13 protein-coding genes are annotated in these 15793 nt (G+C 69.1%); 4 read left to right on the top strand and 9 right to left on the bottom strand.

The window, feature by feature from the left end; translation table 11 throughout:
• Window positions 1-24: 24 nt before the first annotated feature.
• Genes HLH34_RS05815 through HLH34_RS05800 form a run of 4 tightly spaced genes read right to left on the bottom strand, consistent with a single transcriptional unit; the run spans window position 25 to window position 3660 of the window.
• A complete protein-coding gene (locus HLH34_RS05815; RefSeq protein ID WP_183118626.1) occupies window positions 25-633 on the bottom strand; it encodes an IMPACT family protein in 609 nt (202 codons plus the stop codon).
• The gene (gene radA / locus HLH34_RS05810; RefSeq protein ID WP_183118625.1) at window positions 630-2042 is read right to left on the bottom strand and encodes a DNA repair protein RadA; all 1413 of its coding nucleotides are present in this window, start codon (window positions 2040-2042) and stop codon (window positions 630-632) included. The genes HLH34_RS05815 and radA overlap by 4 nt, the downstream gene beginning before the upstream one ends.
• Before the next feature lie 44 nt (window positions 2043-2086).
• On the bottom strand, window positions 2087-2878 hold the full coding sequence (locus tag HLH34_RS05805) for an ABC transporter ATP-binding protein (protein WP_183118624.1): 792 nt from the start codon (window positions 2876-2878) through the stop codon (window positions 2087-2089).
• Window positions 2875-3660, bottom strand: coding sequence for an MlaE family ABC transporter permease (locus HLH34_RS05800; protein ID WP_183118623.1), 786 nt, complete (start codon window positions 3658-3660; stop codon window positions 2875-2877). Before HLH34_RS05800 ends, HLH34_RS05805 begins: the two co-directional genes overlap by 4 nt.
• 413 nt (window positions 3661-4073) lie before the next feature.
• On the opposite strand from HLH34_RS05800, the gene HLH34_RS05795 reads away from it, so the two are divergent.
• Window positions 4074-5387, top strand: a complete 1314-nt coding sequence (locus tag HLH34_RS05795; RefSeq protein WP_220792062.1) for a UDP-glucose dehydrogenase family protein — start codon at window positions 4074-4076, stop codon at window positions 5385-5387.
• A gap of 7 nt (window positions 5388-5394) precedes the next feature.
• Here HLH34_RS05795 and HLH34_RS05790 read toward each other — a convergent pair whose 3' ends face one another.
• A complete protein-coding gene (locus HLH34_RS05790) occupies window positions 5395-6636 on the bottom strand; it encodes a multidrug effflux MFS transporter (RefSeq protein WP_183118622.1) in 1242 nt (413 codons plus the stop codon).
• Between the two features lie 118 nt (window positions 6637-6754).
• On the bottom strand, window positions 6755-7363 hold the full coding sequence (locus HLH34_RS05785) for a VC0807 family protein (protein ID WP_240162026.1): 609 nt from the start codon (window positions 7361-7363) through the stop codon (window positions 6755-6757).
• Between the two features lie 157 nt (window positions 7364-7520).
• Between HLH34_RS05785 and HLH34_RS05780 the strand changes: the two genes are divergently transcribed.
• Window positions 7521-8144, top strand: coding sequence for a TetR/AcrR family transcriptional regulator (locus tag HLH34_RS05780; protein ID WP_183118620.1), 624 nt, complete (start codon window positions 7521-7523; stop codon window positions 8142-8144).
• Here HLH34_RS05780 and HLH34_RS05775 read toward each other — a convergent pair.
• Window positions 8104-10407, bottom strand: a complete 2304-nt coding sequence (locus HLH34_RS05775) for an FdhF/YdeP family oxidoreductase (protein WP_183118619.1) — start codon at window positions 10405-10407, stop codon at window positions 8104-8106. The genes HLH34_RS05780 and HLH34_RS05775 overlap by 41 nt on opposite strands.
• Window positions 10408-10428: 21 nt before the next feature.
• On the bottom strand, window positions 10429-11262 hold the full coding sequence (gene fdhD, locus HLH34_RS05770) for a formate dehydrogenase accessory sulfurtransferase FdhD (protein ID WP_373318643.1): 834 nt from the start codon (window positions 11260-11262) through the stop codon (window positions 10429-10431).
• Window positions 11263-11345: 83 nt separating this feature from the next.
• Between fdhD and HLH34_RS05765 the strand changes: the two genes are divergently transcribed.
• Both HLH34_RS05765 and HLH34_RS05760 read left to right on the top strand, forming a co-directional pair.
• Entirely contained in the window at window positions 11346-11582 is a 237-nt protein-coding gene (locus HLH34_RS05765) for a DUF3297 family protein (RefSeq protein ID WP_182943410.1), read from the top strand.
• Window positions 11583-11714: 132 nt separating this feature from the next.
• Window positions 11715-12971 carry an NAD(P)/FAD-dependent oxidoreductase gene (locus HLH34_RS05760; RefSeq protein ID WP_183118618.1) on the top strand — a complete coding sequence of 419 codons (1257 nt, stop codon included), beginning with the start codon at window positions 11715-11717 and terminating at the stop codon, window positions 12969-12971.
• A gap of 93 nt (window positions 12972-13064) precedes the next feature.
• On the opposite strand, the gene HLH34_RS05755 is transcribed toward HLH34_RS05760, so the two are convergent.
• Complete coding sequence (locus HLH34_RS05755; protein WP_183118617.1) at window positions 13065-15659, bottom strand: MMPL family transporter; 2595 nt, start codon at window positions 15657-15659, stop codon at window positions 13065-13067.
• Window positions 15660-15793: the final 134 nt, after the last annotated feature.

The following is a 15793-nucleotide window of genomic DNA, read 5'->3' as shown; positions in this document are numbered from 1 at the left end:
CGGGTCCAGGGCCTCAGGCTCTCCTCACGTGGCCTCGTCGTCCACCACGCGCGGCACCGACTGCCCGCGCGTCAGGTCGGTGATCCGCGCCACGGCCTCGGTCATCCGGTCGTCGGGGACGGCGATCACCAGCGCCGCCCCGGTCGCGTCGAACGCCTCGTCCTCGACCGTCGCGTCCAGCGCGCCCAGCCGCGCGCGCAGCAGGGCCAGATCGGCGAAGCCGCAATGCAGGGCCAGGCGCGTCATGGGCACGATCGGCAGCCGGGGGGCCAGGCGCAGGCATTCCGCCGCCGTCCCGCCGTAGGCGCGGACCAGCCCGCCCGCGCCCAGCTTGATGCCGCCGAACCAGCGCGTGACCACCACCACCGTCCGGTCGAACCCCTGCCCGTCGATCACCTGCAGGATGGGCCGGCCGGCCGTGCCGCCGGGTTCGCCGTCATCGTCGCTGCGGTAATCCTGCCCGATGCGGTACGCCCAGCAATTATGGGTGGCGTCCGCAATGCCGACCGCGCGCACGAACGCCAGCGCCTCGGCCGGCGAGGCGACCGGGGCCGCCTGCGCCAGAAACAGGCTTTTGCGGACCTCGCGCTCCAGCCGGGCGGGCGCGGTCAGCATGACGCGCCCGGCGGTCATGCCGCGTCCCCGTCCTCCTCCACGCCGCCGAACAGCGCCACCAAGTCGCCCAGATGCCCGATTTCGTTCAGGTGCAGCCCCTCGGGCGCGACCAGCCGCGTGTTGCCCCGGGCAACCCGGCGCGGCAGGAAGGCGGCGTCGAAGCCCAGCTTCTGCGCTTCCTTCAGGCGGGCATCGGCCTGCGCGACCTGCCGGACCTCGCCCGACAGGCCGACCTCGCCGAAATAGACCGCCCCGGCATGGGTCGGCCGCCCGGTGGCGGCGGACACCAGCGCCGCCGCCACCGCCAGATCGGCCGCCGGCTCCAGCACCCGCAGGCCGCCGGCAATGTTCAGATGGACGTCCATGCCCTGCAGCTTCATGCCGCAGCGTGCTTCCAGCACCGCCAGCAGCATGTTCAGCCGCGAGGAATCCCAGCCGACCACCGCGCGGCGCGGCGCGGAATCGCCGGATTTGGGCGACAGCAGGGCCTGGACCTCCAGCAGCACCGGGCGCGTGCCCTCGATGCCGGCAAAGACCGCCGATCCGGCGATGTGGCCGCGCCGTTCCGCCAGGAAAAGGGCCGAGGGGTTGGGAACCTCGACCAGCCCCTGGTCGGTCATGGCGAAGACGCCGATCTCGTCCGTGGCGCCGAAGCGGTTCTTGGCGGCGCGCAGGATGCGGAACTGGTGGCCGCGATCGCCCTCGAAATACATCACGGCGTCGACCATGTGTTCCAGCACGCGGGGGCCAGCCAGCGCGCCCTCCTTGGTCACGTGCCCGACCAGGATCAGGCTGAAGCCCCGCTGCTTGGCCAGGCGGATCAGTTCGAACGCCGTGGCGCGGACCTGGCTGACGGTGCCGGGCGCGCTGTCCACGCTTTCCAGCCACATCGTCTGGATCGAGTCGATGACGACCAGCGTCACGTCGCGCTCGGCCTCCAGCGTGCCGGCGATGTCGGTCACGTTGATCGCCGCCGCCAGGTCCAGCCCGGGCGCGTCCAGCCCCAGCCGCCGGGCGCGCAGGCGGATCTGGTCCACCGCCTCCTCGCCCGAGATGTACATGACCCGCCGGCCGCTGCCTGCCAGCGCGCAGGCCGCCTGCAGCAGCAGCGTCGATTTGCCGATGCCCGGATCGCCGCCCACCAGCACCACCGAAGCCGGCACCAGCCCGCCGCCCAGCACCCGGTCCAGCTCGCCGATGCGGGTGCCGATGCGCGGCGGCGGCTCCGCCTGGCCGTCGAGGCTGACGAAGGCGATCTTCGCCCCCCGGGCACGCCGCGTGGCCGGCGCACCGGTGGCCGACGGCGTCGCTTCCTCCTCGACGATGCTGTTCCACGCGCCGCAGGCCTCGCAGCGGCCGGCCCATTTCGGGAAGGCCGCCCCGCAGGACTGGCAGACAAATCGGGGCGACGACGGACGACGGGCCAAGCGACGTAACTCCGGAACGGAAAACGGACGGGGCGGAGCGCGTGCTAGCGGCGCAGTTCCATGCTGATCGGCCCTTCGCGCCGGCCATGCGTGAACTGGTCCACCATGGGGTTGCCGCTGTTCAGCAGCGCCGATGCCGCCCCCTGCCAGATCAGCTTGCCCTGATAGAGCATGGCCGCCCGGTCGCCAATCCGCTGGGCCGAGGCCATGTCGTGGGTGATGGCGATGGCGGTCGACCCCAGCCGGCGCACGCAATCGACGATCAGCCCGTCGATCACCGCCCCCATGATCGGGTCCAGCCCGGTGGTCGGTTCGTCGAAGAACAGGATGTCCGGCTGCGAGGCGATGGCGCGCGCCAGGCCCACGCGCTTCTGCATGCCGCCCGACAGTTCGGACGGGGACAATGCGCCGACCGAAGGATCCAGCCCCACCTGTTCCAGCACCCGTCCGGCATGGGCGCGGGCCTCGGCACGGGCCATGCGCGCGCCGTGCCGCCGCCCGGCGGCCATCAGGCCGAAAGCCACGTTTTCCCAGACGCTGAGGCTGTCGAACAGGGCGCCGTTCTGGAACAGCATGCCGATCTTCTCGATCGCACTTTCGCGCCGGCGCGCAGGCAAGGCCAGGATATCCACGCCGTCGATCTCGATCGAGCCGGAATCGGGCGTGATCAGGCCCAGGATGCAGCGCAGCAGCACGGACTTGCCGCTGCCCGACCCGCCGATGACGACGCACGACGTCCCCGGCATGACGTCGAGGTCGATCCCGTCGAGCACCCGTTTCGGGCCGAAGGATTTGGTCAGGCCGCGAATGCGGATCTTGGGTGTTGCGTCCGTCATTGCGAGAAGAACACGTCGGTCAGCAGGTAATCGAACGCCAGCAGCAGGATCGAGGCCCCCACCACCGCCGAGGTCGTGGCGGCCCCCACCCCTTCTGCGCCGCCGCGGCTGTGGTAGCCATGATAACAACCCATCAGCGCGATCAGGAACCCGAAGACCGCCGCCTTGGCCAGCCCCACGGTGATGTCGATCGGCTTCACCGTCGCCAGGGTCGCGGCGATATAGGCGGGGGCCGAGAAATCGAGCTTGACGACCGACACGGTGAACCCGCCCAGAACACCCAGGATGTCGGCCACCAGCACCAGGAACGGCAGCGCCAGCGTCCCGGCCAGCAGCCGGGGCGTCACCAGATATTTCACCGGGTTGGTCGAAAGCGTGGTCAGGGCGTCCACCTGGTCGGTGACGCGCATCGTCCCGATTTCCGCCGCCATCGCGGCGCCGACCCGCCCCGCCACCATCAGCCCGGCCAGCACGGGCCCGAGTTCGCGCGTAACCGACAGCACCACAATCCCGGCGATGGCGCTTTGCACATGGTACTGGGCGAAGCCGGTATAGGATTGCAGGGCGATGACCCCGCCCGAAAACAGCGCCGTCAGCGCCACCACGGGCAGCGAGAAGAATCCGATCTCGACCAGCGACCCCAGGAAGATCCGCCAGTAGAAGGGCGGGCGGATCAGATGCGACAGGCCGGCCAGGCCGAACAGGGCCATGGCCCCGGCCATCCGGACCAGATTCAGCGCCGCACGGCCCAGCGCCGCGATGAAATCGAAAATAGCGTTCACGAGAGACGCCGGGAAACGCGCGTCGGATCGCCGGCAAAAAGCGTTTTCAGACGGGCTCGGGCAGGTCGATGGGGCATGACACTGCCGTAGCGCGGGACGGCGGGCACGTCAAAACAAGGACGACCGACCGGCGCGGAAAACGGTCCCGAATAAAAAAAAGCGGCGTCCTGAAACGCCGCCGTAGTTTAGGGAGGAAACGTCCATGAAGCGCGCGCAGCGCCACTTCATGGCGTATCTATGACCGGGCGACCGTCGGCGGGTCAAGCAAATTGTGCGGCGCAAAAATACGCCGCCGGTGCGCGAACGCGAAGGCGGGCCCCGCGCGCCTCTGGCCAAATCGGACCCCGCGCCCCATAGTCCGGCGCAACCGGGAATTTCCCTGTCTTTTCGGGAGAATGTCTGTGCGCATCGCAATGATCGGCGGAGGATATGTCGGCCTGGTCTCGGCAGCCTGCTTCGCCGAGTTCGGCAACGATGTTTCGGTGGTCGAGATCGATCCCGCCCGCCTGGCGGCCCTGCGCGACGGCCGCATCCCCATCTACGAACCCGGGCTGGATACGCTGGTCGCCGACAATGTCCGCGCCGGCCGCCTGTCCTTCGGCCATGACATCGCCGCCGCCGTGCGGGGGGCGGAAGCGATCTTCATCGCGGTCGGCACCCCGCCGCGCAACGGCGACGGCCAGGCCGACCTGACCTATGTCCACGAGGCCGCGCGGCAGATCGCCCGCGCCATGTCGGATTATGCCGTCATCGTCACCAAATCGACGGTACCGGTGGGCACCAGCCGCCGCATCGCCGAGATCATGCGCCAGACCTGCCCCGACCTGGCGTTCGACGTCGCGTCGAACCCCGAATTCCTGCGCGAAGGCAATGCGATCGGCGATTTCATGAAGCCCGACCGCGTCATCGTCGGGCTGGACGAGGACGCGCCCGACGGCGGCGCCCGCGCCCGCGCGGTGCTGAGCAGCCTCTACCGGCCGCTCTACCTGATCGAGGCCCCGGTGCTGTTCGTGAAGCTGGAAACCGCCGAACTGACCAAGTACGCCTCCAATTCGTTCCTGGCGATGAAGATCTCGTTCATCAACGAAATGGCCGACCTGTGCGAGCGCGTGGGGGCCAACGTCCACGACCTGGCGCGCGGCATGGGCCTGGATGGACGGATCGGCAGGAAATTCCTGCATCCAGGCCCGGGCTACGGCGGGTCGTGCTTCCCCAAGGACACGCTGGCCCTGACCCGCATCGCGCAGGAAGCCGGCGCGCCCACGCGCCTGATCGAGGCCACCGTCGGCGTCAACGACGCGCGCAAGGTGGCGATGGCCAGCCGGATCATCGCAGCATGCGGCGGCGCGGTGCAGGGCAAAACCATCGCGGTGCTGGGCCTGACCTTCAAGCCCGAGACCGACGACATGCGCGAGGCACCGTCGATCCCCATCCTGGTCCGGCTGGCGGAACGCGGGGCCGATATCCGCGCCTTCGACCCGGTCGGGATGGCGCCCGCCCGCCCCCACCTGCCGCCCGGCATCACCTATTGCGACAGCGCGCTGGACGCGGCGCGGGGTGCCGACGTCCTGGTCGTCCTGACGGAATGGAACGAATTCCGCGCCCTGTCGCCGGCCCATCTGGCCGCGGCGATGCGTGGCCGGACGATCGTCGATCTGCGCAATATCTTCGACCCCGCCGCGATGCGCGGCGCGGGCTTCACCTACGATTCGGTCGGGCGGCCCTGACGGCCCCCTACCCCGCCTCGGCGTGACGACGGTGCCACAGGCCGCAGGCCAGCATCCCCGTAATGCCCATCATCATGACGCCGACCATCGGCAGCACCGTATCCATCGGCAGGCAGCCCAGCAGCGCGCCGCTGAGCGAGCCCACCGTGAACTGCAACGTGCCCATCAGGGCCGAGGCGCTGCCGGCGTGGTGCCCGTGCCGCGTGAACGCCAGCACCGTGGCGTTGGGGTTGACGAAGCCCAGCGAGCCGGTGACCAGGCTGATCATCACGCAGACCAGCACCGGATGGGCCGGCCCCGCCAGCCCCGCGATGGCCAGGGCCAGGAAAAGCGCCCCCGCCAGGGCAGAGAAGCAGACGCCCCGCAGCAACAGCACATGCAGCGGCACAAGATGCACCAGCCGGGCGTTGATCTGCGCCCCCGTGATGAACACGGCGGCATTTATGCCGAAGAACAGGCCGAACTGTCCGGGCGTGAAGCCCAGGATATGTTCGAAGACGATCGGCGCGCTGGCCAGGTAGCCGAACATCACGAAGGCCGAGCACCCCATCAGCAGCGCCGCCGACAGGAACATCGGCTCGCGCACGATGGTGACATAGCGCCACAGCACGTTGGAGACCGACATCGGAATCCGCTTCTCGCGCGGCATGGTGTCCGGCAGCGTCCAGGTGATGGCGATCACGCCCAGCACGCCGTAGATGACGGCGATCCAGAAGATCCAGCGCCAGTGGCCGAACGACAGGACCAGGCTGCCCAGGCTGGGGGCCAGGATCGGCATCAGGCCGAACACCAGGGTCAACTGCGACATGATCCGCGCGCCCTGCACGCCGGTGGCGATGTCGCGCACGATGGCGCGCGGCACCACGACACCCGCCGATCCGCCCACCGCCGCCAGGAACCGCCACATGCAGAACATGTGATAATCGTGCGACATGGCGCAGCCCACCGAGGCGATGCTGAACACCAGCAACCCGCCGATCAGCGGCACGCGCCGCCCCAGCCGGTCGGAAATCGGCCCCTGCGAGAACTGCCCCACCGCCAGCCCCGCCAGCCACGCCGCCAGGGTGATCTGCGCCGACCCCGGCCCGCCGCCCAGATCGCGGTCGATCGCCGGAAAGGCGGGCAGGTACATGTCGGTGGCCAGCGGCCCGATCGCCGTCACCAGCCCCAGCAGGATGACCTGCCACACGGGCAGGGTGCCGACGGGAATGCGGTGACGATAGGCCAGCGAAGTGGTGGTGGACGACATGGGCGGCGCCGTAAACCCGATAGATGGGGCACCGTGTTTCCTGCTTTCCCGGCCGCTTGTCCATGCCATTCTGCGGTGCCTGCCCCCGCCAGGGGCATGGCTGCCACGCAGGGCGCGTTCAGGCGCGGGCGGCCATCCGCCGGCCGGTCCGGATGCTCCAGCGCACCAGCACGATCGGAATGACGATCCACAGCACATGCATCGCCCCCAGCAGCACCGGGTTGGGCCACCACAGCACCACGGCCAGCCGCAACGCGGCCTCGCCCAGCAGCAGCGCCGCCCAGGCCAGAGTCAGCAGCCGCATGAAGCGGCGGAAGGACGGAAAGGCCCACCGCCCCTCGAACGCCGCCACCCGTTCGGGCGTCGTCCCCACCGTCGCGCGCGCCAGGTCATAGACCAGCGGCCGCCGCCGCAGCAGCGAGCCCAGGAAGACCAGCCCGATTATCCCGGTCACCAGCGAGGATTGCGCCAGAACCAGGCGCGGCGTGGTGAACCACAGCGCGCAGGCCGCCCCCGCCAGCGTGGCCGCCAGGGCCAGCAGCGTCATCGCATCCAGGCGGCGCCGGTGCAGCAATCCCGCCAGCATCACCACCAGCATCGCGCCCGTCGCCGCCAGGCTGGCGGTCAGTGCGCCATACCCCAGACGGGCCGCGCCGGTCACGATGCCCCATGGCAGCGCGACGTTCAGCGCGATTTCCCGCACCAGGCCGCCGGTTGTCAGACTCATCGACGGCAGGCCGGCCGACGGGGCGGAAGCGGGAGTCGGGTCCTGCACGATCATGGAATGCCCTTTCGCGATGCCCGTCCGGTGGAGGGGTCGCCGGGACGATTCCACATCAATCTTTACATTGTAAAGATAAAAACTCCGGGCTAGGCTGCCCGTCATGTCCACACCCCCCTATCACCACGGCAATCTGCGCGCGGCCGTGCTGGAGGCCGCCGAACGCCTGCTGGACCAGGGCGGGCCCTCCGCCCTGTCCCTGCGCGGCATCGCGCGGGAAGCCGGCGTGTCCGCCACCGCCCCGGCCCATCATTTCGGCGATCTGTCCGGCCTGCTGAGCGACCTTGCGGCCATCGGCTTCCAGCGCCTAGCCGAGACGATACGCCGCGCCGCGACCGACCCCGCGCCCCGCGCGCCGGTCCATGCCTATGTCCGCTTCGCGCAGGACAATCCGGGGCTGTATACGCTGATGTTCCGGTCCGACCGGCTGGATTACCGCCGGGAGTCGCTGGCCGCCGCGTCGCAGGCCTCGTGGGCGGTGCTGCTGCGCTCGGTCGGGTCGGAGGCGCGAATGCCGGCCGAATCCGATCTGGCGACCCTGGGCCAGGTCACCTTTCGCTGGTCGCTGCTGCATGGCTTCTGCACCCTGCTGCTGGACGGGCAGCTTCGGCCCCTGCTGGCCAACCCCGCCTGCAACGGCGACCCGCATGTGCTGCTGGACGTGATGGTCCCGCCGCCCGCGCCGGTCAGGCCGGGACCGGTTCCGACGCAGGCGCCATCGCCATGACCCGCACCGGGATCGATTTCGCCGCCGGGGTGCCGCTGATCTCGTCGAAATGGTCCAGCGGCAGCAGGGGGTTGAGTTCGGGGTAATAGCCCGCCACCGCTCCGCGCGGCAGGGAATAGGGCAGCGCGCACAGGTCGGCCACCCGCCGCACCACGCCGTCGTCCGACAGGGTTTCCACCACCACCCGGGTTTCGGGGGCGATGGCGCGGTCGCGCATGTCGTCCGCGTTCATCAGCAGCACCATGCGGGTGTCGTACACCCCGCGATAGCGGTCGGTATTGCTGTAGATGGTGGTGTTGTACTGGTCGTGCGAACGCACCGTGGCCAGGCGCAGCATGGCGGGGTCGGCCACCGGCGGGTCCATCGCCAGCCCGGCGAACGGCAGGAAATTGGCCTTGCCCGTCGGGGTCCGCCATTCGCGGTGGCGCGGCGGGTTGTACAGATGGAAGCCCTTGGGTTCGCGGATGCGTTCGTTGAAGCCCGCGAAATCGGGATAGACCTCGGCGATCTTGTCGCGGATCAGATTGTAATCGTCGATATAGGTGCCCCACGGCACCACGCTGTCGGGCAGGGTCGCCTTCGCCATCCGGCAGACGATCTCGACTTCCGACAGCAGGTGTGGGCTGGCGGGCTCCAGCACCCCCCGCGACGCGCCGACATTGGACATCGCGTCCTCGATCGTCACGAATTGCGGGCCGCTGGCCTGCGTGTCGATTTCCGACCGGGCGATCACCGGCAGGATCAGCGCCTGCCGCCCATGGACCAGGTGCCCGCGGTTCAGCTTGGTCGCGATGCCCACCGTCAGGTCCAGCCCCGCCATCGCCCGGTAGCCAATGGGCGTGTCGGGGATGGCATGGATGAAATTGCCGCCCATGCCGATGAAGACGCGCGCACGCCCGTCGATCATCGCCTTCACGGACTCGACGACGTGATGGCCGTGTTCGGTCGGCGGGGTGAAGCCGAAGGCGGCCTGCAAGCGGGCCAGATAGGCGGCGGTGGGCTTTTCGTCGATGCCCACGGTGCGGTCGCCCTGGACGTTGGAATGACCGCGCACCGGGCAGAGCCCGCCCCCCTTCTTTCCGAAGTTCCCCTTCATCATCAGAAGGTTGGCAATCTGCTGGATGGCGCGCGCGCCCTGCTGGTGCTGGGTGATGCCCATGCCGTAGCAGATGATGCTGGCGTTCGCGCGGGCATAGATGGCGGCGATACGGCGGATCTGCGCTTCCTCCAGCCCCGACACGGCGACGATGTCGGCCCAGTCGGTGGCCCGCGCGTCCTGCGCCACCACATCGAACCCATGGGTGTGGATGGCGATGAAATCGGCGTCCAGCACGCGCGGCGCACCGGACGCGCGGGCAGCGTCGTCCAGTTCCAGCAGCGTCTTGATCATGCCCTTGATCACGGCGATGTCGCCGCCGATCCGGACCTGGCAGAATTCGCTGGCGATCTCGGTGGAGCCGAAGGTGGCCATCTTCACCGGGTCCTGCGGCTCGGTGAAGCGCATCAGCGCGCGTTCGGGCATGGGGTTGATGACCACGATCGGCACCCCGCGTTTGCGGGCGTGGACCAGTTCGGTCATCATCCGGGGGCTGTTGGTGCCGGTATTCTGGCCGATGATGAAGATCGCCTCGGTGCTGGCGAAATCGCCGATGACCACCGTGCCCTTGCCGATGCCGATGGACGGTGGCAGGCCCCGGCTGGACGGTTCGTGGCACATGTTCGAGCAGTCGGGGAAATTGTTGGTCCCGAATTCCCGCACGAACACCGAATAGAGGAACGCGGCCTCGTTCGACGTGCGGCCCGAGGTATAAAATTCCGCCTGGTCCGGATGATCCAGCGCCCGCAGCGTATTGCCGATCAGAGTGAAGGCCGCATCCCACGAACAGGGCACGTAATGGTCGGTGGCCGCGTCATAGCGCATCGGCTCGGTCAGGCGGCCCTGTTCTTCCAGCCAGTAATCGCTGCGCCCCATCAGCTCGGTGACGGTATGGGCGGCGAAGAATTCACGCCCGATGCGCCGCTTCGTGGCCTCGACCGCCAGCGCCTTGGCCCCGTTCTCGCAGAATTCCAGGGTCTTTTCCCGGTCGGGGTTGGGCCAGGCGCAACTGGGGCATTTGAACCCGTCGGGGTGGTTCATCGACAGCAGTGCGCGCGACCCGGTGGTGACGACGCTCTGCTCCAGCAGGACCTTGGCCGTGGCCTTCGCCGCGCCCCAGCCGCCTGCGGGATGGGTATAGGGCCGGAATTTCACCTGTTCGGACATGCTGCCTCGCCGGGATCGTCGTCAGCCGGCCGTGTCGATGCGGCCAGGATGGGTGAATATCATCTGCGCGTCGGGTCGTGCCAGCGCAACCAGCGTCAGCCCTGCCGCCTGCGCCATGTCCACCGCCCGGCCGGTGGGGGCGGAAATCGCGACAAGGGCCGGAATCCCGGCCATCGCCGCCTTCTGCACCATCTCGTACGAACACCGGCTTGTGATCAGGCAGAACCCGTTCGCGAAGCCGTCCTGTCCCATGCTACTTCCAGGCGTGCCGCCCGCCAGCCCGGCGCCGATCAGCTTGTCCAGCGCGTTGTGGCGGCCGACATCCTCGCGCACCAGTTGCAACGCGCCGTCCACGTCGGACCACGCCGCACCGTGGACCATATGCACCACCGCGTTCAGCACCTGCCGCCCCGCCAGGGCATCCAGCGCGCGGCGGATCGCCGACAGCGCCAGGCGCGGCCCGGCCGCCACGCGCGGCGGGGGCGGGTCCAGCGCCGCCAGGTCCTCGACCCCGCAGACACCGCACCCGGTGCGGCCGGTCACGCGCCGGCGCCGCCCCAGCAGGCGTGCGAAATCCTCGCCGGGGATCCGCACCCCGATTTCCACCCCGCGCGGCCCGACATCGACCCGCAGGTCGCGGATGGCGGCGGCCGAGGACACGATCCCCTCGGTCAACGAGAAACCGATGGCGAAATCCCGAAAATCGGCGGGCGTGGCCATCATCACCGCGTGCGGCACGCCGTTGTAGGCCAGCGCTACCGGCACCTCCTCGGCCAGCGCCAGCGCGCGGTCCCCGGCCCCGTCCGGCCCCAGCCGCCGGGCGACATGCCGCCGCCAGCAACCCTCGGTGCTCATGCCCGGGGGGCGAGGCGGTTGGATTGACGGCCGGGAACCGCTATGTCAGCGCACATGATCGTCACCCTGCAAAGGTCAGCCCGATGAGTGATACCCCCCCAGACCGCCTGTCCGCCAACCCCGAAAGCCCGTTTCACGACGCGGCCCTGCTGGAACGCGGCATCGGCGTCCGCTTCAAGGGCATCGAGAAGACGAATGTCGAGGAATATTGCATCAGCGAGGGATGGGTCCGCCTGGCCGTCGGCAAGACGACCGACCGGCGCGGCAACCCCATGACCATGAAGCTGCAAGGCCCGGTCGAGGTCTGGTTCAAGGCCTGACCGCCCCCGGCCCCGGAACGACCTGACCTGTATCAAGGACCGGCCCGCCCCGGGCTGTAGTCTGCCGCTGAAAGCAGCCGGCCCCGCGCGGTTCCCGGGTCCCCCACCGATCTCAATCAAGGAGCGTGTCCCATGGTTTCGACTCAGCCGGATATCCCGGACACCGACCGCTTTACGGTCGTCATCGTCGGCGGCGGGGCGGCGGGAATCACCGTCGCGTCGCAGTTGAAGCGCAAGCGGCCCAATCTGTCGATCGCGATCATCGACCCCGCCACCACCCATGCCTACCAGCCGGGCTGGACGCTGGTCGGCGCGGGCGTGATGAAGCTGAAGGACACGCTGCGGCAGGAAGGCGGGCTGATCCCCAAGGGTGTGCGCTGGCTGCGCGCCGCCGTCGCATCCTTCACGCCCGAGGAAAACACCGTCACCCTGGCCGATGGCCGGCGGATCGCCTATCGCCGCCTGATCGTCTGCCCGGGCCTGCAGCTCGACTGGTCCAAGATCGCCGGGCTGGAGGAAACGCTGGGCCGCAACGGGGTATGCAGCAATTATTCCCGCGAGTCGGTCGAATATACTTGGTCGTGCATCCAGTCGCTGTCGGGCGGGACCGCCCTGTTCACCCAGCCGGGGATGCCGATCAAATGCGCCGGCGCACCGCAGAAAATCGTCTATCTGGCCTCGGACCACTGGCGCCAGAGCGGCGTGCTCAGCCGCATGAAGGTCGAGTTCTGCCTGGCGGGGGACGCCCTGTTCGGCGTGAAATATTTCGTGCCGTCGCTGCAGGACGCGATCGACTATTACGGTGTCGACCTGCATTACAAACATAATCTGGTCGCGGTGGACGGGCCGAACCGCACGGCGACCTTCGCCGTCACCGGGCCGGACGGCAGCAGCACGACCGTCACCCGCAGCTTCGACATGCTGCACGTCACCCCGCCGCAGAGCGCCCCCGATTTCATCAAGGCCAGCCCGCTGGCCAATGGCGGCGGCTGGCTGGACGTCGACCCCGCGACGCTGCGCCATGTGCGCTTCGACACCGTGTTCGGCCTGGGCGACGTGGCCGGCACCAGCAACGCCAAGACCGCCGCCGCCGTCCGCGCGCAGGCCCCGGTGGTGGTGGCGAACGTGCTGGCGTCGCTGGACGGACGGCCGCTGGACAAGACCTATGACGGGTACGGCGCCTGCCCGCTGACGGTGTCCTATGGGCGGGTGGTGCTGGCGGAATTCCTGTATGGCGGCGTGCCCGCCCCCAGCTTTCATTACGACCAACGCAAGCCCAGCCGCTTCGCCTGGTTCCTCAAGACCCAGGTCTTCCCCCGGCTGTACTGGAACATGATGCTGCCCGGCCGCGACGTGACCGTGCCGCACAAGCCGCTGGACGCCGGCTGACGATCTGCCTCGCCCCCTGTGCAGGCCGGCGGCCTGCACAGGGGGACCCTCAGGAAGGGCAGGCCCTGCCCGAGGCCGCGGCCCTGCCTTCGCCTAGCGTTCGTCGATCGCCCGCTTCGGCAGCAGTGCGGGCACGAAGATCAGCGTCGCCAGCAGCGTGCAGCTCAGCGACAGCAGCAGCAGCCGGCCCATGCTGGCCGTCCCCGGATGATGCGACGCGGCGAGCGAGCCGAAGGCCGTCCCCGTGGTCAGCGCCGAGAACAGGACCGCCCTCGCCGTGGGGCTGGACAGCGGCGCACGCACCCCGGCCCGCCAGTTCATCACGAAATAGATGTTGAACGACACGCCGACGCCCAGCAGCAGCGGCAGCGCGATGATATTGGCGAAATTCAGCTGTTCCGGCACCAGGACGATCAGGATGACCGTCATCAGCGCCGACAGCAGCAGCGGCGCCAGCACCAGCGCCATGTCCAGAAGCCGCCGCAGCGCCACCAGCAGGATCACCGCGATCATGACGATGGCCGACAGCGCGGCGAAGACGAAGGCGTGGACCATGGTCGTCGCACTTTCGACCACCTCGATCGCATCGCCGCCGGCATCGGGGGCGATGTTGCGGATCTGCGCGACATAGGCGTGCAGATCGGCGTTGCCCACCATTTCGCGTTTCGGATGGATTTCCACCAGCGCGCGTCCGTCGGGCAGCAGGTACTCCTGCCGGATCGAGGGGGGCACGTCCGCGATGGTGACCGGCTGCGCCGCCAGCATCTGGCGCAGTTGGTCCAGCTGCGCCGGCAGGAAGCGCACCAGCGCCGCATTTGCCGCCATCATCACCGGGTCGGGTGCGTGCGACAGGCGGTCCAGCGCCGACTGGATGCGGCGCAGCGGATCGCCGGGGGGCAGTTTGTCCAGCACGCCGCGCAGGTCCCGCGCCGTCTTGCCCGCCGACGCGCGCAGGGCGGCGGCATCCGGCGCCGGCTTCGGGGTGGGAACGATGAGGGTCGGCAGCAGGATCGACGCCGAATCCTGGATCATCGCCAGCTTTGCCGGCTGATCCTCCGGCACCATCGACCCCAGCCACATCGCATCGTCCACCAGCGGCAGGTGCGACAGGCGGCCGGCCAGGATTTCGGCCTGCTTCAGGTCCGGGGCCAGCACCTGCGCCCCGTAGGGCGAGGACTGCGGGTCGGTCATCAACTGGCGCAGCACCTGCATCCCTTCGGATTTCGGGTCCTTGGTATGCAGCGGATCGGCATCGAAGGTCAGGACCGGAATCAGCACCGCGCCCAGGACCGCCAGGAAGGTGAAGACGCTGAGGATGGGCACGCGATAGATGCGCACGGCGCGATCGGCCGGGCGGGCGACGGCGAAACCGGTCGCCGGGTGGTCCAGCGAAGGGCGGAACAGCCGCAGCAGCGCCGGCAGCAGCGTCAGCGTGCAGACAAACGCAATCAGCATGCCGAAGCCCGCGATCAGGCCCAGCTGCGCGACGCCGACGAAGGCGGTGGGGGTGAAGGCCAGAAAGCCCGCCATTGTCGCCAGCGAGGCGACCAGGATCTGGTGCCCGGTTTCGTCGCCGGTGCGCGCCAGCGCGTCATGCAGTCCCGGCAGGCCGCCGCAGGACAGACGCTGGGCGCGGAAGCGCACGGAAAACTGGATGGCGAAATCCACCGCGATGCCGACGAACAATACCGCGAAGGCCACGGAAATCAGGTTCAGCGTCCCCACGGCCAGCGCCGCGAAACCGGTGGTCAGCAGCAGGCCCGCCACCAGCGTGATGACGATGGGTACGATGATGCGCCAGGTCCGCACCGCCAGGAACAGCCACAGCGTGACCAGGGCCAGCGACCCCAGCAGGCCCGCGACCATGCCCTGCGCGACGGTGGCGAATTCCTCGTCATTGATCTGGACGTCGCCGGTCAGATGGACGCGCGCATGGCCCGACCGCACGAATTCCAGGCCGGCGATCGCCCGGCGCATCGCATCGCTGGCGGCCCCGCCCGGCTGGAAGGACCCGTAATCCAGCCGGGGCCGGGTGACCACGAACTGGAATTTCCCGCCCAGGTCGGCCAGGTCGCTGGCCAGCATCCGTTCCCACGACAGGGGCTGGGCGTGGCCGTCGGCCGCCTGCTCCAGCGTGGTGGCGAAGGCGTTCAGCGCCGGCTGGAAATTCTTGAGGTCCGCCTGGCCCTGCGACACGCCCAGCGCGATCAGCGACAGCGCGTCGAACAGCCCCCGCCCGGACGGATCGGCCGCCAGCCCGCCCAGGAAGGGCTGCGCCGTCACCGTGGTGTCCAGCACCGAGGCCAGGGTCTTGTTGTCCAGGAACATCAGCCCGTTGCGGACCAGGTACGGGTCCTGCTGGGGCAGGTCGACCGACTGGAAATGCGCCGTGTCGTCGCGCAGCCTGTCCGCCAGTTCGCGCGCGGTCACCTGCGCTTCTTCCGGCAGGTCGGCGTCGATCACCGCCACCAGGCGATCTTGGTTCTGCGGGAACAGGCGCGCCAGCTCGTTCGACCGCTTCTTCCACGGCAGGCTGGCGGAAAACATCGTGCCGGTGTCCGTCGTGACGTCCAGCCGCTTCATGCTGCATGCCACGGCGCCCCCGACCAGGACCACGAACAGCAGCAGCACGAGCACGGCGCGATGGGAACAGACCGCCACGAGGCGACCGATCGGAAGGGACTGCATGATGCGTAATTCGGCCCTTGAGAAGCTGACGGCGGAAACGAAGGAAGGAAAACTGGCGCAGGATGCCGGCTGAGGAAAGGGGGGCGGCGCGATGGCGGCGGGCATGACACCGCGCGATGCGGCATCGTTTGACC

Source organism: Gluconacetobacter azotocaptans (genome assembly GCF_014174355.1).
Lineage (GTDB): Bacteria > Pseudomonadota > Alphaproteobacteria > Acetobacterales > Acetobacteraceae > Gluconacetobacter > Gluconacetobacter azotocaptans.
The sequence above is the reverse complement of the archived record's forward strand: the minus strand, read 5'-3'. Positions and strand labels throughout refer to the sequence as shown.